Annotated in this window: 23 protein-coding genes; 3 read left to right on the forward strand and 20 right to left on the reverse strand. The window is 72.5% G+C overall.

Annotation, left to right across the window (positions count from 1 at the left end):
* Nucleotides 1-77: 77 nt before the first annotated feature.
* Both rpsI and rplM read right to left on the reverse strand, forming a co-directional pair.
* Nucleotides 78-590, reverse strand: coding sequence for a 30S ribosomal protein S9 (gene rpsI, locus ACK8HX_RS17015; protein WP_411941909.1), 513 nt, complete (start codon nucleotides 588-590; stop codon nucleotides 78-80).
* Nucleotides 590-1,033: a 50S ribosomal protein L13 gene (gene rplM, locus ACK8HX_RS17020; RefSeq protein ID WP_411941910.1), complete on the reverse strand. Its 444-nt coding sequence runs from the start codon at nucleotides 1,031-1,033 to the stop codon at nucleotides 590-592. Before rplM ends, rpsI begins: the two co-directional genes overlap by 1 nt.
* Nucleotides 1,034-1,266: 233 nt before the next feature.
* Between rplM and ACK8HX_RS17025 the strand changes: the two genes are divergently transcribed.
* Genes ACK8HX_RS17025 through ACK8HX_RS17035 form a run of 3 tightly spaced genes read left to right on the forward strand, consistent with a single transcriptional unit; the run spans nucleotide 1,267 to nucleotide 3,862 of the window.
* Nucleotides 1,267-1,893 (forward strand): ArsR/SmtB family transcription factor, encoded by a 627-nt coding sequence (locus tag ACK8HX_RS17025; protein WP_411941911.1) that lies wholly within the window; start codon nucleotides 1,267-1,269, stop codon nucleotides 1,891-1,893.
* Nucleotides 1,890-3,179, forward strand: coding sequence for an MFS transporter (locus ACK8HX_RS17030; protein ID WP_411941912.1), 1,290 nt, complete (start codon nucleotides 1,890-1,892; stop codon nucleotides 3,177-3,179). The genes ACK8HX_RS17025 and ACK8HX_RS17030 overlap by 4 nt, the downstream gene beginning before the upstream one ends.
* Before the next feature lie 20 nt (nucleotides 3,180-3,199).
* A complete protein-coding gene (locus ACK8HX_RS17035; RefSeq protein WP_411941913.1) occupies nucleotides 3,200-3,862 on the forward strand; it encodes an LmeA family phospholipid-binding protein in 663 nt (220 codons plus the stop codon).
* 30 nt (nucleotides 3,863-3,892) lie between these two features.
* Here the strand turns inward: ACK8HX_RS17035 and ACK8HX_RS17040 are convergent, their stop codons facing one another.
* From ACK8HX_RS17040 to map, 18 genes are all read right to left on the reverse strand, one after another.
* Entirely contained in the window at nucleotides 3,893-7,396 is a 3,504-nt protein-coding gene (locus ACK8HX_RS17040) for an alpha-amylase family glycosyl hydrolase (RefSeq protein ID WP_411941914.1), read from the reverse strand.
* A 79-nt stretch (nucleotides 7,397-7,475) separates the two neighbouring features.
* Nucleotides 7,476-8,588 carry a glycosyltransferase gene (locus ACK8HX_RS17045; RefSeq protein WP_411941915.1) on the reverse strand — a complete coding sequence of 371 codons (1,113 nt, stop codon included), beginning with the start codon at nucleotides 8,586-8,588 and terminating at the stop codon, nucleotides 7,476-7,478.
* Between the two features lie 10 nt (nucleotides 8,589-8,598).
* On the reverse strand, nucleotides 8,599-9,210 hold the full coding sequence (locus ACK8HX_RS17050) for a TetR/AcrR family transcriptional regulator (protein WP_411941916.1): 612 nt from the start codon (nucleotides 9,208-9,210) through the stop codon (nucleotides 8,599-8,601).
* Nucleotides 9,211-9,263: 53 nt separating this feature from the next.
* Nucleotides 9,264-10,958 carry an ABC-F family ATP-binding cassette domain-containing protein gene (locus tag ACK8HX_RS17055; protein ID WP_411941917.1) on the reverse strand — a complete coding sequence of 565 codons (1,695 nt, stop codon included), beginning with the start codon at nucleotides 10,956-10,958 and terminating at the stop codon, nucleotides 9,264-9,266.
* Between the two features lie 53 nt (nucleotides 10,959-11,011).
* Nucleotides 11,012-11,410 carry an MmcQ/YjbR family DNA-binding protein gene (locus ACK8HX_RS17060; RefSeq protein ID WP_411941918.1) on the reverse strand — a complete coding sequence of 133 codons (399 nt, stop codon included), beginning with the start codon at nucleotides 11,408-11,410 and terminating at the stop codon, nucleotides 11,012-11,014.
* Complete coding sequence (truA, locus tag ACK8HX_RS17065; protein WP_411941929.1) at nucleotides 11,410-12,252, reverse strand: tRNA pseudouridine(38-40) synthase TruA; 843 nt, start codon at nucleotides 12,250-12,252, stop codon at nucleotides 11,410-11,412. The genes ACK8HX_RS17060 and truA overlap by 1 nt, the downstream gene beginning before the upstream one ends.
* Before the next feature lie 164 nt (nucleotides 12,253-12,416).
* The gene (gene rplQ, locus ACK8HX_RS17070) at nucleotides 12,417-13,205 is read right to left on the reverse strand and encodes a 50S ribosomal protein L17, sunset domain variant (protein ID WP_411941919.1); all 789 of its coding nucleotides are present in this window, start codon (nucleotides 13,203-13,205) and stop codon (nucleotides 12,417-12,419) included.
* 35 nt (nucleotides 13,206-13,240) lie between these two features.
* Nucleotides 13,241-14,275: a DNA-directed RNA polymerase subunit alpha gene (locus ACK8HX_RS17075; RefSeq protein ID WP_411941920.1), complete on the reverse strand. Its 1,035-nt coding sequence runs from the start codon at nucleotides 14,273-14,275 to the stop codon at nucleotides 13,241-13,243.
* A 146-nt stretch (nucleotides 14,276-14,421) separates the two neighbouring features.
* Nucleotides 14,422-15,030, reverse strand: a complete 609-nt coding sequence (gene rpsD / locus ACK8HX_RS17080; protein ID WP_411941921.1) for a 30S ribosomal protein S4 — start codon at nucleotides 15,028-15,030, stop codon at nucleotides 14,422-14,424.
* A gap of 37 nt (nucleotides 15,031-15,067) precedes the next feature.
* Entirely contained in the window at nucleotides 15,068-15,472 is a 405-nt protein-coding gene (gene rpsK, locus ACK8HX_RS17085) for a 30S ribosomal protein S11 (protein WP_411941922.1), read from the reverse strand.
* 59 nt (nucleotides 15,473-15,531) lie between these two features.
* A complete protein-coding gene (gene rpsM, locus ACK8HX_RS17090; RefSeq protein ID WP_411941923.1) occupies nucleotides 15,532-15,909 on the reverse strand; it encodes a 30S ribosomal protein S13 in 378 nt (125 codons plus the stop codon).
* A 223-nt stretch (nucleotides 15,910-16,132) separates the two neighbouring features.
* Nucleotides 16,133-16,246, reverse strand: a complete 114-nt coding sequence (gene rpmJ, locus ACK8HX_RS17095) for a 50S ribosomal protein L36 (protein WP_006592630.1) — start codon at nucleotides 16,244-16,246, stop codon at nucleotides 16,133-16,135.
* Nucleotides 16,247-16,277: 31 nt separating this feature from the next.
* Complete coding sequence (gene infA, locus ACK8HX_RS17100; RefSeq protein WP_006946284.1) at nucleotides 16,278-16,499, reverse strand: translation initiation factor IF-1; 222 nt, start codon at nucleotides 16,497-16,499, stop codon at nucleotides 16,278-16,280.
* 249 nt (nucleotides 16,500-16,748) lie between these two features.
* Entirely contained in the window at nucleotides 16,749-17,417 is a 669-nt protein-coding gene (locus ACK8HX_RS17105; protein ID WP_411941924.1) for a hypothetical protein, read from the reverse strand.
* A gap of 364 nt (nucleotides 17,418-17,781) precedes the next feature.
* Entirely contained in the window at nucleotides 17,782-18,801 is a 1,020-nt protein-coding gene (meaB, locus tag ACK8HX_RS17110; protein ID WP_411941925.1) for a methylmalonyl Co-A mutase-associated GTPase MeaB, read from the reverse strand.
* Nucleotides 18,798-20,957, reverse strand: a complete 2,160-nt coding sequence (scpA, locus tag ACK8HX_RS17115; protein WP_411941926.1) for a methylmalonyl-CoA mutase — start codon at nucleotides 20,955-20,957, stop codon at nucleotides 18,798-18,800. The genes meaB and scpA overlap by 4 nt, the downstream gene beginning before the upstream one ends.
* Nucleotides 20,954-22,765: a methylmalonyl-CoA mutase family protein gene (locus ACK8HX_RS17120; protein ID WP_411941927.1), complete on the reverse strand. Its 1,812-nt coding sequence runs from the start codon at nucleotides 22,763-22,765 to the stop codon at nucleotides 20,954-20,956. Before ACK8HX_RS17120 ends, scpA begins: the two co-directional genes overlap by 4 nt.
* 131 nt (nucleotides 22,766-22,896) lie before the next feature.
* Entirely contained in the window at nucleotides 22,897-23,751 is an 855-nt protein-coding gene (gene map / locus ACK8HX_RS17125) for a type I methionyl aminopeptidase (RefSeq protein WP_411941928.1), read from the reverse strand.
* Nucleotides 23,752-23,869 lie beyond the last annotated feature (118 nt).

Raw genomic sequence — 23,869 nt, forward strand, 5'->3', positions numbered from 1 at the left:
CGAAGGCGGCACCACCGAGGATGGTGCCGCCTTCGGCTCCGGACCGCGACGCCGGGAACCGGTGCCGCGACGCGGGATCAGCGCTTGCTGTACTGCGGAGCCTTGCGGGCCTTCTTGAGACCGGCCTTCTTGCGCTCCGGGACGCGCGCGTCGCGGGAGAGGAAGCCGGCCTTCTTCAGCGCCGGACGGTTGAGCTCGGGGTCGACGCCGTTGAGCGAGCGGGCGACGCCGAGGCGGACCGCGCCGGCCTGGCCGGAGGGGCCACCGCCGTGGACGCGGACGAGGACGTCGTAGGCGCCGTCGAGCTCGAGGACCTTGAGCGGCTCGTTGACGATCTGCTGGTGCACCTTGTTCGGGAAGTAGCCCTCGAGGGTGCGGCCGTTGATCTTCCACTCGCCGGTGCCCGGCACGATGCGGACGCGGGCGACGGCCTGCTTGCGGCGGCCGGTCGCCGCACCCGGCGCGGAGGCGGTGGGGCGGGGAGCCGCCTCGCCGGCCACGGCGGCGTCGGACTCGGAGGTGTACTCGGTGACGAGGACGTCGTCGGCGTCGGTGCCGGCCGTCTCGTCGATCTGGGTGTTCTCGGACATCACTGGGCCACCTGGGTGATCTCGAAGGGCTTGGGCTGCTGGGCAGCGTGGGGGTGCTCGGCGCCGGCGTAGACCTTGAGCTTGCTCAGCTGCGCGCGACCGAGGGTGTTCTTGGGGAGCATGCCGCGCACGGCCTTCTCGACGGCCTTCTCGGGGCTCTTGGCGAGGAGCTCGGTGTACGACTGCGACTTCAGCCCGCCCGGGAAGCCCGAGTGGCGGTAGGCGCGCTTCTTCTCGAGCTTGGCGCCGGTGAGGGCGACCTTCTCGGCGTTGATGATGATGACGAAGTCGCCCGTGTCGACGTGCGGGGCGAAGGTCGGCTTGTGCTTGCCACGGAGGAGCACGGCGGTCTGGCTCGCGAGGCGGCCGAGCACGACGTCGGTCGCGTCGATGACGTGCCACGCGCGCGTGACGTCGCCCGGCTTCGGGGTGAAGGTACGCATCAGGTGTCCTGGTCGCTGGAGTGGATGTCGATCGTGTGCCGCGGGCTCCCGGCAGGGACGTGCCCCTGTCGGAGGCGCCCGGCACAACAGTCATCAAGTCTACGGTCGCCGGGGTCGGGACCCAAATCGCCTGACGGACCCCCGCGGACCACCTCTGACCTGCGACGACACCGGTCCACACTTCTTGTGCACACTTGTTGTGCAAATGAACTGTGCAAAGGTATTGTGCACGCATGCCCACCCCTCCCCGCCGCCACGAGGCCGACCCCGACCGCGAGTACACCGGCATCCGGCTCGACGCCGCGGCCCTGAAGGTCCTCGCGCACCCCCTGCGCTCCCGCCTGCTCAGCACCCTGCGACGGGGCGGACCGGCCACGGCCACCGACCTCGCCACCACGCTCGGCACCAACTCGGGGGCCACGAGCTACCACTTGCGCCGCCTCGAGGCGATCGGCCTCGTCGCGGACACCGGCGAGGGTGAGGGCAAGCGACGGCTGTGGCGGGCCTCCACCGAGTCGCACTCCTACTGGGCCTCCGACGTCGCCGGCGACGAGGACGCCGAGACGGCCCTGAACTGGCTCTCGCGCGACTACATCCGCCACCTCACCGAGCAGTACGAGAAGTGGCTCGACGTCGAGGAGGGCTGGCCCGTCGCGTGGCGCGACGCCGTCGGCCTGAGCGACTCCTACGTCATCGCGACGCCCGAGCAGGTCGACGAGCTGCGCCGCGAGCTCAGCGAGGTCGTCAGCAGGTACCGCCGCGTCGGCCAGGGCAACCCGGAGGCGCGGCGGGTGGCCACCTACAGCGTCCTGTACCCGCTCGACCTCGACCGCGCCCCCACCGGGGGCGAGCGCCGGTGACCGCCCCGCTCACCGCCCGGGAGGCCGAGCGCCGCCTCTACCTGCTCACGGTGACGCGCTGGTTCCCGGTCGGGCTCGTCGTCGGCATCCTCATCCTCGTCCAGACCGGGCGCGGCCTCTCGATCACCCAGGCCGCGACGCTGGGGTCGATCACCGGGCTGACGATCTTCCTGCTCGAGCTGCCGACGAGCGGGTTCGCCGACGCCGTGGGCCGCCGCCCCGTCTACGTCGCGGCAGGTGTGCTCAACGTCGTCGCCGGCTTCGGGCTCGCGGTCGCGCAGACCTTCCTCGCGTTCGCGGTCGTCGCCGTGCTCACGGGCGCCTTCCGGGCGCTCGACTCCGGCCCGCTCGAGGCGTGGTTCGTCGACACCGTCCACGCCGAGCGGCCGGGCGCCGACGTCGACCAGCAGCTGGCGCGCACCGGGAGCCTCCTCGGTGGGTCCATCGCCGTCGGGGCCCTGCTGTCCGGCGCCCTCGTCTGGGGGGACCCCGCCGCCCGCCTTGGCCACCCGGGGCACGCCCTCGACACCGCGGTGTGGGTCTTCGCCGTGCTCAACGTCGTCCACCTGGTCGCCTCGGCCGTCCTCGTGCGCGAGCCGCGAGCCGCCGCCGGGTCACGCCGCGAGCGGTTCGCCGTCGCCCTTCACGAGGCCCGGCGGACCCCGGCGGTCGTCGGGAGTGGCGTGCGCCTGCTCCGCGTCAAGCGGGTACTCCTCGCCCTCGTCGCGGTCGAGCTGTTCTGGTCGGTCGGGATGGTCGTCTTCGAGGCACTCATGCCGCTGCGCCTCGAGGAGCTGCTCGGCTCGGCGAAGGAGGCGGGTGTCGTCCTCGGCCCGGTCGCCGCCGCCGGGTGGGGGATCTTCGCCGCCGGGTCGTGGCTGGCCGGCCTGGCGTCGGCGCGCGTCGGGGTCGCGGGGGCCGCGATGCTCGCTCGCGCCCTCAACGCCCTCGGCGCGGTCGTCATGGGCTTGGCGGCGGGACCCGTCGCCCTCGTCGTCGCGTACCTGTTCACCTACTCGATGCACGGGATGAACGGCGCCCCGCACTCGGCGCTGTTGCACCGCGAGGCCGAGGCGGGCAACCGCGCGACGGTGCTGTCGATGAACTCGATGGTCGCCTTCCTCGCCTTCGCGGTGGCGGCGCCCCTCGTCGGCGCCCTCGCCGACACCGCCGGGCTGCAGACCGCGATGGTCGTCGGTGGCGCGTGGTCGCTCCTCGGGGTGCTGCTGTACCTCCCGGCGCGCCGCCACGAGCGGGCCCGGGCCGCCGAGCCCGCCCCCGTCTGACGGGTGGCAGGCTGGGCGAGGTGAAGCACTTCCTCCTCGGCGTCGCCACGACGCTCGCCGTCCTCGCGCTCGCCGTCGTCGTCGCCCTGTTCTCGCTCGGGTCGGGCGGCGATGGTGTGGCCTCCCCCTCCCCCAGCGGGTCGGCGACGGGCGCGGCCCGCCCGCCGGCCGACCTCGCCGCGGACGAGACGTGGCTCGGCAGCGTCGACCTGCGCAGCGCCGACGTCGTCTCGGCCGATGGTGACCTGGCCGACGTCGTGGCGAAGGGCAGTGGGGTCCGGTTCTCCCCCAAGGGCCTTCGGGCCCAGCGGCTCGATGTCGACGCGACCGTCCCGTTCGCCACCGTCGCCGAGCAGGTCGGTCCGGACACCCGCGTCTACGCGGCGTCCGGCGGGCTCGCCGGCATCGAGCGCACGGTGACCCTGCTCGGCCGCGACGTCACGGTGCGGGCGACGGGGACGGTGCGCGCCGACGCCGGGCAGCTGCTCATCGAGCCCGAGACCGTCGACCTCGGTGGGCCGTCCTTCCTCGACGCGGCGGCGAGCGCGCTGGCCCGCACCCTCGTGACGGTCCGCCAGCCCGTGGCCGGCGTCCCGGACGGCATGGCCCTCACGGCCGTGCGCGTCACGGACGCGGGCTTCGCCGCCCGCCTCACCGGCTCGGACGTGACGTTCGGCCGGTGAGGCGCGGCGGCGCGGTCGCGCGCCCGCGGGTCAGAAGTCGCCCACCACCTCGACCCCGGTCGCCTGGACGACCCGGCCGAGCTCGTCGTACGCGACGACCGCGACCTGTCCGGCGTCGGCGATGGTGCCGGCGTCCCGGGCGTCCTTGCGGCTGAGCCGAAGGACCTCGTCGTCGGCCAGGTCGGGGTACTGCGCGGCGAGCGCCGCCGAGAGCCCGGCCGGGTCGAGGGTCAACGGGATGGAGGACCCGCCGACCGTCTCGCTGTCGAGGACGAGGGAGCCTGCCGCACCCCAGTGCAGCCGGTAGGTCCAGCTTCCCCGGGTGTCCGGGAGGTTCCAGGAGATGACGTCCTTCGTGAGCCACGAGGCGCGTGAGGTCGACAGGTCGGGCCCGAAGTCCGGGGCGAAGGTGTCGACGGACAGCTGCCCGGTCGAGCGCTGGTAGGAGATGGTCGTCGCCAGGCCCTCCTCGACCGTGAACGACACCGGCCCGCTCGACCCGACCGACACCGACCACGTCCCCGCGGGGATGTCGATCGTCGTGAACGCGTAGGTGCCGTCACGGTCGGGGTCCTGCAGCCAGGACCGCATGCACTCCGCGTCGCCGTCGGCCGCACAGCCCATCTCGGACTGGAAGTCACCCGTGGCCACGAGGATCGGGTCGAGCTCGGTGTTGGTCACCCACTTGGTCCGGTAGTCGAAGTAGAAGCTCACCGGGCCGCCGTCGGTCGAGTAGAAGATGTCCGACCCGTTGCGGTTGCCGCCCGCGCCGTAGTTCTCGTCCCACGAGCGGTTGATGGCGGCCTTGAAGGCGTACTGGCCCGCTGACGGGCTGAACGTGCCCTTCCACACCTGGTCGTCGTCGAGGGCCAGCTGGATGTTCGGGCACGGCGGGTCCCAGTCGGCCGCGCACCCGATCTCGCTGCCGTGGCTGCCGGGCACCGAGACCGCGTCGGGCTGCGTGATCGGCCCGAGCTCGATGCCCGGGTCGGCCGGCGGCTGCGGCTGGCCGACGACCGCGCTCGTCGACGTGACGCCGAGGTCGCCGTCGTGGTCGCGCGCGACGGCCCGGTACTCGACGGGCGTGCCCTGCGGCAGCCCCCGGACGTCGTGGAAGACGCGGTAGGGGGCGTTGTCGTCGGTGCCGATGGGCGTCCAGCCGGTCGTGCCGGCGCGGCGCCAGGCGAAGGTCACCTGGGTGAAGTCGCCGCCTGGGACGGCGACCCCGACCTCGGCCCGGCCGGTGACGATCCCGGTGTCCCCCGGGGCCGTGAAGACCGGCTCGGGGGACACCGCGTCGGCCCGCAGCTTGGCGTTGGCCTGGTACACGACCGCACCGAGGGCCGGGACGGTCAGCGTGAGGCGGCCCTCGTCATCGGTCTTGACGTTCTTCGCCGCCGAGGACGGCCAGACCGCCTTGAGGGTGCTGCGAGCCGGCTGGTAGGTCGCGAAGGTCGCCGTCTTGGCCGTGTCGGCGTTGTTGACGGCCACGACGTACTCGACCTGCTCGTCGGCGTCCATCCGGCTGAAGGCGAAGATGCCGGCGTCGCCGGACGCGTACCGGTGCACCTGCGCCCCGTCGGCGAGTGCCGGGTGCTGCTCGCGCAGCGTGGCGAGCCCGGCGATGTGCCGGTACAGCGGGTGCGTGGTGTCGAAGTTCTCGTCGGCCGTCGTCGCGTCGGTGCCGATGAGGTCGTAGGTGTCGTTGTGCAGCGCCACCTGGCTCCCGAACATGTCCTCGCGCGCGCGCTGGTCGCCGATGCCGCCGGGCACGTCCGGCGGGGCCGACATGCCCTGCTCGTCGCCGTAGTAGACGACCGGCTGGCCGCGGGTCAGGTACATGAGCGAGTGCGCGAGCCGGTCGCGCGCGAGGAGCTGGGCGTCGGACCAGCTCGTGCCCTGCCGCAGGAAGCTGCCGACGCGGCCCATGTCGTGGTTCCCGAGGAACGTGGGCAGCTGGTAGGCGTTGGAGTCGGTGTCGGTGAAGTAGTCGTCGAGGGCGTAGAAGTCGCGCAGCTCGCTCGTCGGCTTGCCCTTGGCGAAGTTGACCCCGCTGCCCTGGAAGCCGAAGTCGACCGTGGCCTGGAGGCGGCCCTCGGTCGTGTACTGCGACATGAAGCGCGGGTCGGCGTCGTAGACCTCACCGAACATGAAGAAGTCGTCGTTGCCGATGGAGGCCGCGTAACCCTCCAGGGCCGGGCCGAACTGCTTCCAGAAGTCCATGTTGACGTGCTTGACGGTGTCGATCCGGAAGCCGTCGACCCCGGCGTCCTCGACCCACGTCTCGTAGATGTCGATCATCCCCTGCACGACCTGCGGGCGCTCGGTCCACAGGTCGTCCAGGGCCGAGCGGTTGCCGGAGGGGAAGTCGCCGTACTCGCTGTTCTCGCCGGAGAAGGTCGACGTGCCGCGGTTGTGGTACATCGTCGGGTCGTTGAGCCAGTCCGGGGTCTTGGCCTCGGCGTCGGCCGGCGTGCGGAACGTCGGCACGTAGGGGAAGGAGGTCTCGGCGTCGACCGCCGGGAACGGGTCGCCGATCATCGTGAAGTCGCGGTCGTCGAAGGCGTTGCCCGCGGCGTCCTCGTACGGAGCCTCGGCCTTGGTCCGGTAGGGCACGACGCCGTCGGCGTTGTAGGCGCTGTCCTCGTAGTCGAGGACGTCGGCGGTGTGGTTGGTGATGATGTCGAAGAAGACCTTCATGCCGCGCTCGTGGGCGAGGTCGATGAGCGTCTTCAGCTCCTCGTTGGTGCCCAGGTGGGGGTCGATCTGGGTGAAGTCGGTGACCCAGTAGCCGTGGTAGCCGGCCGACTCGGTGCCGGGCTCGCCCTGGACCGGCTTGTTCTTGAACGACGGCGTCATCCAGATCGCGGTGGTCCCCAGGCCCTGGATGTAGTCGAGGCGCTCGATGATCCCCTGCAGGTCACCGCCGTGGTAGAAGCCCTGGCTCGTCGGGTCGAACCCGTGCTGGAGGCGGGTCCCCGCGATGCCCGCGGTGTCGTTGGCGCTGCTGCCGTTCTCGAACCGGTCGGCCATGACGAAGTAGAAGTTCTCGCGGGTCAGGTCCTCGCGCAGGCTGTCGCCGGCGAGGGCGCGGTCGGCCGCGGTGAGGCCGCCCGCCGGCTGCGCGGGACCGACCGAGACGCGGTGCGTCTCGTGGTCGTAGGTGAAGCGCAGCGCGGTGTCCTGCTCGAGGGCGAGCGGGATGTTGCCGTCGGCCAGCTTGAAGGTCGCGTCGCCGTAGTTCTCGTCCCACGAGCCGTTGAGGCGCACCTTGTAGAGGTAGTCGCCGGCCGGCACGGTGAACGTCCCCGCGAACAGGGTCGGGTCACCGGCGACGGGCGCGAGGTCGGTCTTCGTGCAGTCGCCGTCCCAGTCCGAGGAGCACCCGAGCTCGCTCATGAGCGAGCCCATGAGGGTGACCCGTTGCGGTGTCGGCGAGTGGTCCGCGACGGCGGGCGAGGCGGCGCCGAGGGCGGGTACGGCGGCGAGCACGGCCCCCGCGACGACGGCTGACAGACGGCGTGGACCGGGCATCGTTGCTCCTCGTGTTCAGCGCACGCGACCACCTCGGCGCGCACCTGTGTCGAGGCTGGACGTTATCTGCGAAAACGCTTTACATCGAGTCCTGGTCGCGGGAACTTTCGACAGGAGCCGGTGCCGCCACCTGCTCGATGACGTCGGCGGCGTCGGCTGCTGCCCTCGTGGCCCGCACCTGCGCGCCCAGCCGCGCGGCGGCCCCCCGGTGGGGCCCGTCGGCGAGGAGTGCCGCGACGGCCTCGCGGATCCGTGCCGGCGGAGCCGACCGCGGCAGGACCCGTCCGGCCCCGGCGTCCTCGAGGGCGTGCCCGACGAGCGGCTGGTCGGTCTTGGCGTCCATCGGGAGGACGAGGACCGGCAGGTCGTGCGCGAGGGCCTGGAGGGTGGTGCCGTGGCCGCCGTGCCCGACGAGGACCGTGGCACGCGCCATGAGGTCGGCGTGGTCGGCCCACCGGTGGACGACGGTGCCCGGGGGCACGCGCAGGTCCGTGGGGTCGATGTGCGGCCCGGTCGTGACGACGACCTGGACGCCGAGCCCGTCCGTCGCGTCGAGCACCCGCTGGAGGACGCCGGTCATCCTCGCGAACCCGAACGTCGAGAGCGCGACGAGCACCGACGGCGCCGCCCCCTCCGCACGGGGCCGCCACGTGACGACCGGCCCGACCTGGTGCAGGTTCGGCGAGGGCTCCACCGGGTCGAGGGCCGGGAGCGAGGTGACGATGCGGGCCGCGGCGGCATCGAGGGCCCGGACGGGTCGCAGTCCCGTGGCCCGCAGCAGCAGGCCGAGCGGACCGCGCAGTGCGCCGCGGTAGTACGTGTCGTGGAAGTGCTCGAGGACGCAGTAGGGGACGCCCGAACGGCGCGCCGCGTCGAGGGCGCCGAGGGTGAGGGCGTCGACGACGACGACGTCGGCCGGGCGGTGGTCGAGCTCGGCGAGCAGGTCGAGGGCCGCCCCGCGGTCGGCGAACGTCGCGAGCATCTCGACCGTCGAGGGCGCCGTCGCGGGGCTCAGCTCGCGGCTCCTCGGAGCGGCGACGACCTCGAACCCCGCGTCCTCGATGGCGGGCGCCTGGGAGCGGTGGCCGAGGAACCGGACGGCGTGCCCGCGCGCGAGCAGCTCACGGCCGATGGCGAACGCCGGCGGCACGTTGCCCCCGCCGTCCCAGGTGGTGAAGACGACCTCGGCCACGACGGCCTCCTCAGGTCTGCGGGCCGGACAGGCCGGCGTGGAGGGCGAGGACGGCCCGCACGAGCGACTCGATGCGGGCCCTGGTCCGTCCGACGGTGAGGCCACCGTCCCGGCGCAGGAGCTTCCACGTGTAGACGTCGGTCGCGACGACGAGGAGGTCGACGGCCTCCGCCCGCTCGGCCCGCGCCGTCGGCAGCAGCGGCCCGAAGGACGCCTCGACCCAGTTCCGGTGCATCGCCCGACCGCGGTCGGTGACGGTCCGGACGAAGGGCTCCGACCCCTCCTGGGCGAGGAGCAGCAGGACGCCGTCGCCCCGGCGCTCGTAGTGCGCGACGACCGAGGCGACCGCCGCCGTGACGTCTCCCGCCTCGACGCGGCGCTCGTCCTCGACCGTGGCCGCCCCGTGGGCGAGGGCCGCCTCGACGAGGCCCTCGCGCGACCCGAAGTGCCGCAGGACGGTCTGGACGCTGACCGCGGCCCGCTCGGCCACGTCGGCCAGGGAGATGTCCGCGGTGAGCCGCTCCTCGTGCAGCGCGAGGGTGGCGTCGAGGACCCGGGTGCGGGTCTCCTCGACGGCGCGGGCGCGGGTCGTCATCCGGTAGGGACGCGACGGCGATTTCATGACAACGGATGGTGACACCAAATCACTTTGGCGTCAATGCCCATTGACATGGATCAGCGGGCGCGGGCCACCCGTCCCTCGTCCCAGACCGGCTCGTCGGACGCCACGACCCTCCCGTCGGCGCGGAACACGAGGAACCGGTCGAGGCCGCGCGCGAACCAGCGGTCGTGCGTCACGGCGAGGACCGTGCCCTCGAAGGCCGCGAGCGCGTCCTCGAGCGCCTCGGCCGAGTGCAGGTCGAGGTTGTCGGTCGGCTCGTCGAGGAGGAGCAGCGTCGCCCCCGACAGCTCGAGGAGGAGGATCTGCAGCCGCGCCTGCTGCCCGCCGGAGAGCGAGTCGAAGGTCTGCTCCGCCGCCCTGGCCAGGCCGTACCGGTCCAGCGCGCGGGCCGCCACGTCGCGCGGCATCCCGGCGCGATGGTCGTCGCCGCGGTGGAGGATCTCCAGCAGCGAGCGCCCGTGCAGCGCCGCGTGGTCGTGGGTCTGCGCGAACCACCCGGGCCGCACGCGCGACCCGAGGACGACCCGCCCCGCGTGCTCGACCGGCGCCGGGCGGACGTCGCCCACCGGCTCGTGCTCGGTGTCGGGGTCGGACCCCCCGGCCGCGAGCAGGCGGAGGAAGTGCGACTTGCCCGAGCCGTTGCTCCCGAGGATCCCGACCCTCTCGCCGAACCAGATCTCGGCGTCGAAGGGCGCCATGAGCTGCCCGCCGTCGACCCGCAGCTCCAGGCCGGTCGCGACGACGGCGCGCTTGGCCGTGCGCCCCCCGGTGAGCCGCATCGACACCTTCTGGCGCAGCGGCACGGCCTCCGGCGGCCCGGCCTCCTCGAAGCGCCGGAGACGGGTCTCCGCCGCGCGCAGCCGCGAGGCCATGTCCGAGTTGTACGCCGCCTTCTGGCGGTACATCACCACGAGCTCGCGCAGCTTGACGCGCTCCTCGTCCCAGCGCTTCCTCAGCTCCTCGAGCCTGGCGTTGCGGTCGGCGCGGGCGTCCTCGTAGGTCGAGAAGCGACCGGGGTGCACCCAGACGGTGTTGCCGCCGCGGCTCGGCTCGAGCGTCGCGATGCGGGTGGCGACCCGGTCGAGCAGCTCGCGGTCGTGGCTGACGAACAGCACCGTCTTCGGCGACTCGACGAGCCGCCCCTCCAGCCAGCGCTTGCCGGGGACGTCCAGGTAGTTGTCGGGCTCGTCGAGGAGGAGGACCTCGTCGGGGCCGCGCAGCAGCGCCTCGAGGACGACGCGCTTCTGCTCGCCGCCCGACAGCGTCGACACCTTGCGCCACTGGGCCCGCTCGAACGGGGTGCCGAGGGCAGCGACGGTGCAGACGTCCCAGAAGGTCTCCCAGTCGTACCCGCCCACCTCACCCCAGTCGGCGAGCGCCTGGGCGTAGTCGAGCTGGTCCTGCTCGGACTCGCGCTCCATCATCGCCAGCTCGGTGCGCTCGACCTCGGCGGCGGCGCGGCGCACCGCCTCGGGGGCGACCGAGACGAGGAGGTCGCGGACCGTGGTGTCGTCGCGGACCTTCCCGATGAACTGGCGCATCACGCCGAGGCCCCCGCTGCGCGTGACGGCCCCGTCGGAGGCCGCGAGGTCGCCGGCGAGGATGCGCAGCAGGGTCGTCTTGCCCGTGCCGTTGGGACCGACGAGGGCGACCTTGGCGCCCTCGCCGACGCGGAAGGTCACCTCGCGCAGGAGTCGGCGGCCGTCGGGCAGCGTGAAGCCGACGGCGTTGACGTCGAGGTGGCCCACGGCGCACGAGTGTGGCGCACCCGCCCCGGCGTCGTCATCCGGGTTTCGCGCGGTCAGCCACCGCGCGCGTCGAGCTCGGCCACGAGGCGGGCCGGCGCCGTGAGCCGGTACGAGCTCTCGACGAGCTCGGCGACCTCGGTCCAGTCGGGTTCGCCGCGCAGGTCGAGGGCGAGCCAGCCGTAGGCGCCCTCGTAACCCGGGACGACGAAGCGACCGTCCGCGAGGAGGGCCGGCCGCTCGGCCTCGTCGGGCAGGACGAGGACCGCCTGCCCGAGCGCGTCCGACGCGTGGTCACCCTTGACGACCCCGCCGAAGATCGCGAACACCCGCTTCGTGAAGAAGTTCGGCCGGCCGTGGCTGACCTTCTCCGAGGCGCCGGGCAGGGCGAGCGCGATGTCCCGGACCCGGGCCAGGAGCGGGTCGTCGTCGCGGTACCTCGGCGGGTGCGCCATCACTCCTCCCCCGGCAGGGACCGCGTGGCCCGGGCCTGCTCGGCGCGGGCGGCGAGGTCGGCGTCGTCCGGGTACACGACCTCCTCGAGCGAGAGGCCGTGCGCCGGCATGACCTTGACGCGGGGGTCGCGCTCGCGCCCGGAGAGCACGCGCGCCGGCAGGTCGACGTCGAAGCGCCCCTCGCCGACGGGCACCACCGCACCCACGAGCGCGCGGACCATGCTGTGGCAGAACGCGTCCGCCTCGACGTTCGCCTCGATCGTGCCGTCGTCCGCCCTCGACCACGTGTACCGGAGGAGGGTGCGCACGGTCGTCGCGCCCTCGCGCCGGCGACAGAAGGCGGCGAAGTCGTGGAGGCCGACGAGGCGGCCCGCCGCCTCGTCCATCGCCGCGACGTCGAGCGGCCCGCGGACGACGACGGTGTCGTGGCGCCGGAGCGGGTCGGCGAGCGCGGGGTCGTCGCACACCCGGTACAGGTAGCGGCGGCGCAGCGCGGAGAACCGCGCGTCGAAGCCGTCGGCGGCCCGCGCCACCCGGCGCACCCCGATGTCGGCGGGGAGGATGCCGCGCAGCCTGCTCTCGGCCGCCTCCTCCGGCGCGCGCCCCGAGCGGCCGCGCAGACGGTCCCACTCGTCCTCCTCGACGTCGAGGTGGGCCACCTGGCCGCGCGCGTGGACCCCTGCGTCCGTGCGGCCGGCGACGGTGAGCCGCACCGGGTCCGCGCGGCGCAGCATCGTCGTCAACGCCTCGGTGAGAGCCCCCTCGACGGTACGGCGGCCGGGCTGGGCGGCCCATCCGGAGAAGTGCGTCCCGTCGTAGGCCAGGTCGACCCGGATCCGCAGCGTCACCGCGTCAGCGTAGCCCCGACCCGGACAGCGCCGAGTCGTGTGCCGAGGTGGTCGCCCTGGCAACCGCCTCGGCACACGACTCGCGATGATGACACGCAGAACGGCCCCCCTCCCGCATCGGGAGGGGGGCCGTTCGCGTCAGCCGGGAGATGCGAGGCTCAGGCCTCGTCGTCCTCGACCTGCTGCTTGGCGGCGCCACCGGCCGGCTCGAAGCCCGCGGCCTCGGCGGCCTCGGCGTCCTTGAACCAGAACTCGGCGACCGTCTGGTCGAACCACTGCGAGCCCTCGACGTGGTACTTGCCGGAGTCGGCGTTGCCCTTGACGGTGTAGCCGTCGGGGGCCGAGCCGTCCTCGTTCGCGGCGACCGCGCCCTCAGGGAGCTCCACCGCGGCCGGGGCCTCGGTGGTCTCCTCGACGACGGCCTCGTCGGCAGCGGAGTCCTCCCCGGCGGAGCCGGGGGCCGGTGCAGCCTTGGTCTCGGCGGCGGCCTCCTCGGCCTCGGCCTGCTTGGCCTTGCGCTTGGCGGAGTCGTCCTTCGCCGCACGCTTGGTGGCGGCCTCGGCCTCCTTGACGGTGGCCTTCTTGGCGACGGGCTCGCGGACGAGCTCGATGACCGCCATGGGGGCGTTGTCGCCCTTGCGGGCACCGACCTTGGTGATGCGGGTGTAGCCGCCGTTGCGCTCGGCCATGTCGGGCGCGATCTCGACGAAGAGGCGGTGGACGACGCCCTTGTCGCGCACGACGGTCATCACCCGGCGACGGGCGTGGAGGTCACCGCGCTTGGCGAAGGTGATGAGCCGCTCCGCGAGGGGGCGCAGGCGCTTGGCCTTGGCCTCGGTCGTCGTGATCGAGTCGTGCTCGAACAGCGAGGTCGCGAGGTTGGCGAGGATGAGCCGCTCGTGAGCGGGACCGCCTCCGAGACGGGGACCCTTGGTGGGGGTGGGCATGGGGTTTCTCCTTGGTTACGTGCGGGAGGCGAAGGTCAGAGCTGCTCGTCCTCGGCGTACGCCCCGTCGTCCTCGCCCTCGCCGAAGGTGAAGTCGTCGTAGCGGTCCGCGATGAGGCTCGGGTCGAAGCCGGGAGGGCTGTCCTTGAGCGCCAGTCCCATGCCGGCGAGCTTGGCCTTGACCTCGTCGATCGACTTCGCACCGAAGTTGCGGATGTCGAGCAGGTCGGCCTCGCTGCGCCCGACGAGCTCACCCACGGTGTGGATGCCCTCGCGCTTGAGGCAGTTGTAGGACCGGACGGTGAGGTCGAGGTCCTCGATCGGCAGGGCGAGGTCGGCGGCGAGCGCGGCGTCGGTCGGCGACGGGCCCATGTCGATGCCCTCGGCCTCGACGTTGAGCTCACGGGCCAGGCCGAACAGCTCGACGAGGGTCTTGCCGGCGGACGCGAGGGCGTCGCGCGGGGCCATCGAGTTCTTCGTCTCGACGTCGACGACGAGGCGGTCGAAGTCGGTGCGCTGCTCGACTCGGGTCGCCTCGACCTTGTAGGTGACGGCGAGGACCGGGGAGTAGATCGAGTCGACCGGGATGCGGCCGATCTCCTGGTCACCGGACTTGTTCTGCTGCGCCGAGACGTACCCGCGGCCACGCTCGACGGTCAGCTCCATCTCGACGGTGCCCTTGTCGTTGAGCGTCGCGATGTGCAGGTCGCTGTTGTGGATCTCGACCCCGGCCGGCGGGGCGATGTCGGCGGCGGTGACCGCGCCGGCGCCCTGCTTGCGCAGGTACATCACGACGGGCTCGTCGTGCTCCGAGGAGACGACCAGGCCCTTGATGTTGAGGATGATCTCGGTGACGTCCTCCTTGACCCCGGGGATCGTGGAGAACTCGTGGAGCACGCCGTCGATGCGGATGCTCGTGACCGCGGCACCGGGGATGCTCGAGAGCAGGGTGCGGCGCATCGAGTTGCCGAGCGTGTAGCCGAAGCCGGGCTCGAGGGGCTCGATGACGAAACGGCTCCGGGACTCGGAGACGACGTCCTCACTGAGGACGGGACGCTGTGCGATGAGCACGGTGGTTCTTCCTTCCCACGGGCGACCGCCATATGACGCCTCGTGAAACGCGGGAGTCTCCTCCCGCCGGCGGCCTCACATCGGTCCGTGGGGCCACCCACGAGTCGGGAGGTCGCGCACCAGCGGCGCGCGACCTCCCTCCTCGGTCAGTTCTTCGAGTAGAACTCGACGATGAGCTGCTCGGTCAGCACGGTGTCGATCTGCGCGCGCACCGGGAGCTGGTGGACGAGGATCTGCAGGGTGCCGGGGACGACCTGGAGCCAGGCCGGGATCGGGCGCTCACCGAAGGTCTCGCGGGCGAGCTGGATCGGGAAGCTCTCGACCGACTGCTTGCGGACCGTGATGATGTCGTACTGCTCGACGCGGTAGCTCGGGACGTCGACGCGCACGCCGTTGACCTCGAAGTGACCGTGCGTGACGAGCTGGCGCGCCTGGCGCCGCGTGCGGGCGAGGCCCGCGCGGTAGATGACGTTGTCGAGACGGGACTCGAGGATCGTCAGGATGTTCTCGCCGGTCTTGCCGGGGCGGTTGGCCGCCTCCTTGTAGTACCGACGGAACTGCTTCTCCATGACGCCGTAGGTGAAGCGGGCCTTCTGCTTCTCCTGCAGCTGGGTGAGGTACTCCTTCTCCTGGATCCGGCGACGGCCGTGCTGGCCGGGCGGGAAGGGACGGAGGTCGAAGTTCTTGTCACCACCGACGAGGTCGGTCTTGAGGCGACGCGACTTCTTGGTGATGGGTCCGGTGTAACGGGCCATGGTTCTCTACTACCTTTCGCGAAGTCTTGGTCGGCGCTCAGACGCGGCGGCGCTTGGGCGGACGGACACCGTTGTGCGGGCTGGGGGTGACGTCCTGGATCGAGCCGACCTCGAGGCCGGCAGCGGTCAGGGAGCGGATGGCGGTCTCACGACCGGAACCCGGGCCCTTGACGAAGACGTCGACCTTCCGCATCCCGTGCTCCATGGCACGGCGCGCAGCGGCCTCGGCGGCGGTCTGCGCGGCGAACGGCGTGGACTTGCGCGAACCCTTGAAGCCGACCTGCCCGGCCGAGGCCCAGCTGATGACGGCCCCGGTGGGGTCGGTGATCGAGATGATCGTGTTGTTGAACGTGCTCTTGATGTGGGCCTGGCCCACGGCGACGTTCTTCTTCTCCTTGCGGCGCACCTTCTTGGCGCCCGCGGTACGGCCCTTGGGAGGCATGTGTTCTCTCTCCTACGAAGTCTTCGGAAGCGGTGGCAGTGACGCGCGCGAGGCGCAGGTCACTTACCGGCCTTCTTCTTGCCGGCCACGGTGCGCTTGGGACCCTTGCGGGTGCGCGCGTTGGTCTTGGTGCGCTGACCGCGCACCGGAAGGCCGCGGCGGTGACGCAGGCCCTCGTAGGACCCGATCTCCACCTTGCGGCGGATGTCCGACTGCACCTCGCGGCGGAGGTCACCCTCGACCTTGAGGTTGTCGTCGATCCAGTCACGCAGGGCGACGAGCTGCTCGTCGACGAGGTCCTTGACGCGGGTGTCCGGGTTGACGCCGGTGGCCGCGAGGGCCTTCTGCGCACTGGTCCGACCGACTCCGAAGATGTAGGTCAGTGCGACCTCGACGCGCTTCTCGCGCGGGAGGTCCACTCCAACAAGACGTGCCATCTGAGGATGGTTCCTTCTCTGTGTGGTCCGGAGGTCTGGTGCAGCCACCGGTCCGGCCCATCCTGGTCCGGTCCTCGGCCTCCGGGCCGAGGGTGACGTCCCGCGCCCACCTGCGATGTCCAGGTGACCCGTCGGGGGTCGGGTGCTGCGTTCTTCACTTCTGCGTGCTCGAGCCGTGACTCGTGCGGCCCCCGAGGGGGCGGTGGTGCGTCCGACCCGTGGGTCAGCCCTGGCGCTGCTTGTGGCGCAGGTTCTCGCAGATCACCATGACCCGGCCGTTGCGGCGGATCACCTTGCACTTGTCGCAGATCTTCTTGACGCTCGGCTGAACCTTCATGTCGCCTTTGCTGTCTCGATCGATGTGCGGGTTAGCGGTAGCGGAAGACGATGCGGCCGCGGGTCAGGTCGTAGGGGCTGAGCTCCACCACCACGCGGTCCTCGGGGAGGATCCGGATGTAGTGCTGGCGCATCTTCCCGGAGATGTGCGCGAGGACCTTGTGACCGTTCGTGAGCTCTACCCGGAACATCGCGTTCGGGAGTGCCTCGACGATCGTGCCCTCGATCTCGATGACGCCGTCCTTCTTGGCCATACCCTCTCAATCCGCCGTTGGGCGCCCCTTCGTGGTGTCGGGGTCACCCATGGAAATCGGCCCCGTGGAGGTACCCACGCTGGGACGCACCCATGCGAGGACCGCACACGTGACCGACGTTCAATGGTACGGGACGGGGCCCCTGAGCACGAAATCCGTGCCGGCCTCCCGCCGGACACCACCGGGCCCGGCCTCGCAGGGGGTGAGGCCGGGCCCGGGGTGCAGGGGTCTGGATGGGTCAGCGGGACGTCAGCTCGGGCGCACCTTGGTCAGGGCGTCGGACATGACGGCACCGGAACCGGTGCAGAAGGACTGCTGCGCCGACAGGGTGCTGAAGCCGAGGCCGCCGACGTAGCCGCCGGTGTAGCCGTGGGCCACGGGGCCGACGCAGTCGAGGTAGACCTCCTTGCCCTGGGTGCGGGTGAGGTCGCGGGTCGTCCCCTTGAGGGTGCGGTAGCGCGCCTCGGCCCAGAGCTCGCCGAAGTAGTCGAGGTCGTAGTAGTCGGTCCACGCCTGCGCGGCGCCGACCTTGGCGACGATCTCGTTCCACGCGTCGACGTGTCCGCCGACCTCGTGGGCCACGACGTTGGCCCAGCTCGACGAGCCGTAGTAGGTGTTGTACCTCACCGCGTTGTTGGCCGGCGAGGCGCTGCCGTTCCAGCCGGTCGCCCCGAAGTTGTCGATCGTCACGGACATCGACCCGCAGGTCGAGTACTCCATGACCTTCGGGCAGGTCGCGGTGTGGGTGTCGCGCACGGTGGTCGGGGACGCCGGCGCCGTCGTGGTCGTCGACGACCAGATGATCGTCCCGCCCTTGTTCGGCTTGCCGGCCTGGGCGGTGCCGGCGGCACCGACCGAGATGAGCGCGAGTGCGGCCAGGACGGCCGCCCCACGGCGTGCAGGGATGAAGGATCGCACGAAGTGCTCCTCGAGGTTGCAGGGGATTCTCGAATAAGCGCTCGACGACCGGGGGCGAGACCGGTGACCCCAAGGGCGAGAGGGGCGGGTCGTGTCGTGCGTGTATGTCGATGGTGCTGGCACCACGACACGCCGACAACTCGAACGCTGAGAACGTGTCCATTCAGTCACACGGACCTCACCCGTGCGGACCGGCCGCATCGGCCGTTCGGAGGAGGCCGCGGCCCGCTCCGGGCCCTCGAGGCCCTGTTCAGGGCGCTGAGCCCATGCACGCCCGGTTCGCAAGCCGGGCCCTCAGCGGCCTCACAGACCCCATCCGGGGACCGGACGGAATCGTCCCGCATCGCGGACGGCGCCGGATGTGCTAGGCCCTCCCGGACCCCGGCGCCGCCTCGTCGCGGACGTCGTCGGCGTACAGCCGGAGGATCCGGGCCGCACCCTCGACGGCGCTCGTGCCACCCGAGCGGACGGCCGCCTCGACCTCGGCACGGGACGCGCGGACCCGCGCGGAGTCGCGGACGGCGTCCTGGAGGTGGGCGTCGACGAGGGCCCACATCCAGTCCTGCTGCTGTCGCGCCCGACGGACCTCCAAGGAGCCCTCGGCCTCGAGATGCTCGCGGTGCTCGAGGACCGCGGCCCACACCTCGTCGAGCCCCGCGCCGGTGAGGGCGGAGCAGGTGAGCACGGGGGGTCGGCGCGCGGCCGGGCCGGGCATCATCAGCCGCATCGCCCCGGCGAGCTCGCGGGCCGCGACGCGCGCCGCGGCCTCGCCGTCACCGTCGGCCTTGTTGACGGCGATGACGTCGGCGAGCTCGAGGATGCCGCGCTTGATGCCCTGGAGCTGGTCACCGGTGCGCGCGAGCGTCAGCAGGAGGAAGGTGTCGACCATCTCCGAGACCGCGATCTCGTTCTGCCCCACCCCCACCGTCTCGACGATGACGACGTCGTGGCCCGCGGCTTCGAGGACGAGCATCGACTCGCGGGTGGCGCGGGCGACCCCGCCGAGCTGCCGCCCGGAGGGACTGGGCCGCACGAAGGCGGCCTCGCTCGCGGCGAGGTCGCCCATCCGGGTGCGGTCCCCGAGGATCGAGCCGCCGGTGCGCCGCGAGCTCGGGTCGACGGCGACGACCGCGACGCGGTGCCCGCGCCCGACGAGCCGCGTCCCGAGGGCGTTGATAAAGGTCGACTTGCCGGCTCCCGGGACCCCGCTGATCCCGACCCGCACCGCACGACCGGTGCGGTCGGCGACGAGGGCGAGCAGCTCCTCGGCCTGCTCCCGGTGCTCGTGCCGGCTCGACTCGAGCAGGGTGATCGCCCGGGCGACGTGCTGCCTCGAGCCGGCGCGCACGCCGGCCGCGAGGTCGGCGACGTCGACCGACCTCACCCGAGCCGCTCGCGCAGGTCGGCGACGAGGTCGACGGCAGCCCGGCTGATGACGGTGCCGGGCGGGTAGATGGCGTCCGCGCCGGCGGCGCGCAGCGCCTCGAAGTCCTGGCTCGGGATGACGCCCCCGACGACGATCATGAGGTCCTCGCGGCCGAGCGCGTCGAGCTCGCGACGCAGGGCGGGCACGAGCGTGAGGTGTCCCGCGGCGAGCGAGCTGACCCCCACGACGTGGACGTCGGCCTCGACGGCCTGGCGGGCGACCTCGGCCGGGGTCTGGAACAGCGGGCCGACGTCCACGTCGAAGCCGAGGTCGGCGAACGCCGTGGCGATGACCTTCTGCCCGCGGTCGTGCCCGTCCTGCCCCATCTTCGCGACGAGGATCCGGGGACGGCGGCCCTCCTCGCGCTCGAAGTCCTCGACCGCCTGCTGCGCGGCCCGGACGGTCTCGTCCTCCCCCGCCTCCGCGCTGTACACGCCCCCGATCGTACGGATCTGGGCGGTGTACCGGCCGAAGACCTCCTCCATCGCGGCCGACATCTCCCCGACGGTCGCCTTGGCGCGGGCGGCGTCGATGGCGAGGGCGAGCAGGTTGGTGCCGAGGGTGCCGTCGGAGCCGGCGCGCGCGGCGTCGGTGAGCCGCTGGAGCGATGCCCGCGTGGCGTCCTCGTCGCGCTCGGCGCGCAGGCGCTCGAGCTTGGCGACCTGGCTGGCGCGCACCGCGGCGTTGTCGACCTTGAGGACCTCGATCGGCTCGTCCTCGTCGACGGGGTAGCGGTTGACGCCGATGACCGGCTGCTGACCGGAGTCGATGCGCGCCTGGGTCCGCGCCGCGGCCTCCTCGATGCGCATCTTCGGGATGCCGGCCTCGATGGCGGCGGCCATGCCCCCGGCTGCCTCGACCTCCTCGATGTGCGCCCAGGCCCGGCGCGCGAGGTCGTGGGTGAGCCGCTCGACGTACGCGGAGCCGGCCCACGGGTCGATGACGCGGGTCGTGCCCGACTCCTGCTGGAGGACGAGCTGGGTGTTGCGGGCGATCCGTGCCGAGAAGTCGGTGGGGAGGGCGATCGCCTCGTCGAGGGCGTTGGTGTGCAGGCTCTGGGTGTGGCCCTGGGTCGAGGCCATCGCCTCGATGCACGTGCGGACGACGTTGTTGAAGACGTCCTGGGCGGTGAGCGACCAGCCGGACGTCTGGCTGTGCGTGCGCAGCGACAGGCTCTTGGGGTTCTGCGCGCCCTGGTCGCGGACGAGGCGCGCCCAGAGCAGGCGCGCGGCCCGCATCTTCGCGACCTCCATGTAGAAGTTCATCCCGATGGCCCAGAAGAACGACAGGCGCGGCGCGAACCGGTCGACGTCGAGGCCCACGGCCTGGCCGGCGCGCAGGTACTCGACGCCGTCGGCCAGGGTGTAGGCGAGCTCGAGGTCCTGCGTCGCCCCGGCCTCCTGCATGTGGTAGCCGGAGATCGAGATCGAGTTGAACCGCGGCATCCGCTGGCTGGTGAACGCGAAGATGTCGCTGATGATCCGCATCGACGGCTCGGGTGGGTAGATGTAGGTGTTGCGGACCATGAACTCCTTGAGGATGTCGTTCTGGATGGTCCCGGTCAGCTGCTCCGCGGCGACCCCCTGCTCCTCGGCGGCGACGACGAACAGCGCGAGCACGGGGACGACGGCCCCGTTCATCGTCATCGACACCGACATCCGGTCGAGCGGGATGCCGTCGAAGAGCGTGCGCATGTCGTAGATCGAGTCGATGGCGACGCCTGCCATCCCGACGTCGCCGGTCACGCGCGGGTGGTCGGAGTCGTACCCGCGGTGGGTGGCGAGGTCGAAGGCGACGCTCAGGCCCTTCTGGCCGGCAGCGAGGTTGCGGCGGTAGAAGGCGTTCGACTCCTCCGCCGTCGAGAAGCCGGCGTACTGCCGGATCGTCCACGGCTGGGTCGTGTACATCGTCGGGTAGGGCCCGCGGAGGAACGGCGGGGCGCCCGGCACGGTGTCGAGGAAGTCCAGGCCCGCCAGGTCCTCCTCGGTGTAGAGCGCTTTCACCGGGATCTGCTCGGGGGTCAGCCAGTCCTCGGCGACTCCGGTGGGGACCGCCCGCTCGTCGGGGCTGCCGTCGCCGAGGTCGAGGCTCGTGAAGTCGGGGACGGCGCTCACCGGGGGTCCTCCGTCTCGAGGCGGGTCAGGAGGTCGTCGAGGACGGCCACGACGTCCATGCCGTCGAACAGCTCACCGTCGACGAGCCCCGAGTCGTCACCGAGCTCACGGGCGCCCCCGGCGACGAGCACGTGCGTGGCGCCGGAGTCGCGCAGGTCGGCGACGGCCTGCGCGGCGTGCTCGGCGTACCCCGTGCGGCTGGACGCGATGACCGCGAGTGGGCTGCCCGCCTCGACCGCTGCCAGACCGCCCGCCGCGAGCAGGTTGACCGTGAACGTCTGCCGGGCACCGAAGTCACGTTGCGTGCCGAGCGTGCGGACGACCACGGTCGCCCTGTCCCCGAGCGCACGGGCCCGGTCGCGAAGTGCCTCGAACACCTCGGCGTCGCGCCGTGGCGCGAGGGCCCGGTCGGTCGCTGCAGGGGTTCGGCGGGGGGTGCGGGTCAGGACCGGCTCGCCGGCCAGGGGGAAGGTCGAGACCCCGGTCAGCGGGACGGCGCGGGTCGCCAGCGCGGGTCCGCGCTCGGCGCGCGCCGCCTCGACCCACTCGTGGAGGAGGCCGTCGGCGTGCGCCTGCACGGCGCCGCCCGCCGCCTCGAGCTCACGGAAGCGTGCCCACACCGCACGGGCGACCTGGTCGGTGAGGTCCTCGAGGTACCAGGAGCCGCCACCGGGGTCGGTGACCCGCCCGACGTTCGACTCGTCGGCGAGGAGGATCTGGGTGTTACGGGCCAGCCGACGCGAGAACCGCTCCGGCAGACCGGAGACCGTGTCGTACGGCAGGACGGTGACGGCGTCGGCGCCGCCCACGCTGGCCCCGAAGACCGCGAGGGTGCTGCGCAGGACGTTGACCCACGGGTCCTCGCGGCTGAACATCCGCCGGCTCGTCACGGCATGCGTGCGGGCCCCGCGGTCGGCCTCGGGGACCCCGCTCAGCTCGCCGACCCTCGCCCAGACGCGGCGGAGCGCCCGCAGCGTCGCGGCCGTGAGGAACTGGTCGGCCGTGGCGGGGACCCGGAACTCGACCTGTGCGAAGGCGGTGGCCGGGGAGATGCCCTCGCCCTCGAGGTGGCGCAGCACGGCGACCCCGGAGGCGACCGCGACCGCGAGGGCGTCCACCTCGGTCCCGCCGGCGTCGTGCAGGTACCGGGCGTCCACGGTGAGGGCGCGCCACCCGGGTCGCCCGAGGGTGCGGCGCACGAGCGGCGCGAGGGCCGCGAGGTCGCAGGAGGCCCCGAGGCGGACCGCGCGGCCGACCGGGTCGAGCCCGAGGGCGCCCCCGGCCGACGGCGCCTCGCCGACGAGGTCGAGGAGCGCCTCGGCGGCCCCCTGCGGGTCGGTGAGCGAGGAGAGGACGACGGGTGCGAGGTCGAGCCGGACGTCGGCGAGCACCTCGGCCAGGTCCGCGGCGGCCACGCCGTCGTCCCCCACGTGCACCCACACCGAGGTGACGCCGTGCTCGAGGTCGTCGAGGACCGCGGCGCGCGAGCGGGCGGCATCGGGGTCGTCGTGGAGCTGGCGGACGTCCCAGGGCAGGGTCCCGTCGCGCAGGGCGAGCCCGCGCGTGAACGGCATGGACCCCGGAGCGCCGAGTGGGCGGTCCTCACGCAGGTAGAGGGGTGCGATGTCCAGCCCGCCGGCCAGCCGCCGGTGCAGCGCGGCCTCGGCTCCGGGGCCGTCGAGCTCCTCGCCCTCGGCCCGTCCCTTGTTGAGCACCGCAGCGGCGAGGGCCTGCCACGCCACCCGGTCCTGCTCGGGGAAGCCGGAGGCGAGGCCGTCGGGTCCGGTGGCGACCGGCGCGTGCGTCATCGTGCTCCTTCCACCGCGGGCGGGGCTCCGATGCGTCCGACCGCCTCGTCCACCCTAGCCGCGTGCGACAGGGCCGCCGGCGAGAGATCGAGCACACCCCGGGGGGCGGTCCGGGCCGGTGTCGTGGCCGGTCAGGCAGGGTCGATGGGGGCGAACGCGACGTCGAGCTCGCGCAGTGCCCGCTCGCCGCCGTCGACGGCCGTGAGCACGGTGAGGCCGGCGCTCGTGGCGGCGACCGAGTGCTCCCAGTGGGCCGCGCGAGACCCGTCGCGGGTCGCGACGGTCCACTCGTCGTCGAGGACGACGTTGTCCTGGTCGCCGAGGACGACCATGGGCTCGATGCAGATCGTCGTGCCCTCGACGACCTTCGGGCCCTTGCCGGAGACGCGGTAGTTGGGGACCTGCGGGTCCATGTGCATCGAGGTCCCGATGCCGTGGCCGACGTAGTCCTCGACGATCCCGTACTCGCGGCCGCGGGCCTGCCCGGACGCCGTGAGGCTGTCCTCGACCGCCGCGCCGACGTCGTAGAGGCTGGCACCGACCCGCAGCGCGGCGATACCGGCCCACAGCGAGGCCTCGGTGTCGTCGATGAGATCGAGGTCCTCGGGGCGGGCGGCGTCGCGACCGCCGACGACGACCGAGACGGCGGCATCGCCGTTCCACAGTCCGACCTGGGCGCCGCAGTCGATCGAGAGGACGTCCCCGGCCTCGAGGACGCGGGCGCCCGGGATGCCGTGGACGATCTCGTCGTTGACCGACGTGCACAGGGTGTGGCGGTACCCGGGGACGAGCTGGAAGTTCGGCACGCCGCCGTGGTCGCGGATGTGGGTCTCGGCCAGCCTGTCGAGGTCGAGCGTCGTCATGCCCGGGCGGACCGAGGCGATGAGGAGGTCGAGCGTGCGGCCGACGAGGAGCCCCGCGGTGCGCATGCCGGCGAGCTGCTCGGGGGTCTTTCCCTCACAGCGGTCGCGGTTGAACAAGCCCATGGCGTGGAACCCTACTCGTGGTCGTCGGTGGTGGTCGGCGGGGGAATGCAAAAAGGGGAGGACTGGTGTGGTCCTCCCCTTTTTGGGAATGTTTGTCCGGCTGCGTCCTACTCTCCCA

Origin of the sequence: Oryzobacter faecalis (assembly GCF_046764005.1) — a bacterium.
Taxonomy (GTDB): domain Bacteria; phylum Actinomycetota; class Actinomycetes; order Actinomycetales; family Dermatophilaceae; genus Oryzobacter; species Oryzobacter faecalis.

What these genes read in the sequence shown, in the direction of transcription:
- rpsI (WP_411941909.1), bottom strand. Translation starts at nt 590, where the DNA reads ATGTCCGAGAACACCCAGATCGACGAGACGGCCGGCACCGACGCCGAC.
- rplM (WP_411941910.1), bottom strand. Translation starts at nt 1,033, where the DNA reads ATGCGTACCTTCACCCCGAAGCCGGGCGACGTCACGCGCGCGTGGCAC.
- ACK8HX_RS17025 (WP_411941911.1), top strand. Translation starts at nt 1,267, where the DNA reads ATGCCCACCCCTCCCCGCCGCCACGAGGCCGACCCCGACCGCGAGTAC.
- ACK8HX_RS17040 (WP_411941914.1), bottom strand. Translation starts at nt 7,396, where the DNA reads ATGCCCGGTCCACGCCGTCTGTCAGCCGTCGTCGCGGGGGCCGTGCTC.
- ACK8HX_RS17050 (WP_411941916.1), bottom strand. Translation starts at nt 9,210, where the DNA reads ATGAAATCGCCGTCGCGTCCCTACCGGATGACGACCCGCGCCCGCGCC.
- ACK8HX_RS17060 (WP_411941918.1), bottom strand. Translation starts at nt 11,410, where the DNA reads ATGGCGCACCCGCCGAGGTACCGCGACGACGACCCGCTCCTGGCCCGG.
- rplQ (WP_411941919.1), bottom strand. Translation starts at nt 13,205, where the DNA reads ATGCCCACCCCCACCAAGGGTCCCCGTCTCGGAGGCGGTCCCGCTCAC.
- rpsD (WP_411941921.1), bottom strand. Translation starts at nt 15,030, where the DNA reads ATGGCCCGTTACACCGGACCCATCACCAAGAAGTCGCGTCGCCTCAAG.
- rpsK (WP_411941922.1), bottom strand. Translation starts at nt 15,472, where the DNA reads ATGCCTCCCAAGGGCCGTACCGCGGGCGCCAAGAAGGTGCGCCGCAAG.
- rpsM (WP_411941923.1), bottom strand. Translation starts at nt 15,909, where the DNA reads ATGGCACGTCTTGTTGGAGTGGACCTCCCGCGCGAGAAGCGCGTCGAG.
- rpmJ (WP_006592630.1), bottom strand. Translation starts at nt 16,246, where the DNA reads ATGAAGGTTCAGCCGAGCGTCAAGAAGATCTGCGACAAGTGCAAGGTG.
- infA (WP_006946284.1), bottom strand. Translation starts at nt 16,499, where the DNA reads ATGGCCAAGAAGGACGGCGTCATCGAGATCGAGGGCACGATCGTCGAG.
- ACK8HX_RS17120 (WP_411941927.1), bottom strand. Translation starts at nt 22,765, where the DNA reads ATGACGCACGCGCCGGTCGCCACCGGACCCGACGGCCTCGCCTCCGGC.
- map (WP_411941928.1), bottom strand. Translation starts at nt 23,751, where the DNA reads ATGGGCTTGTTCAACCGCGACCGCTGTGAGGGAAAGACCCCCGAGCAG.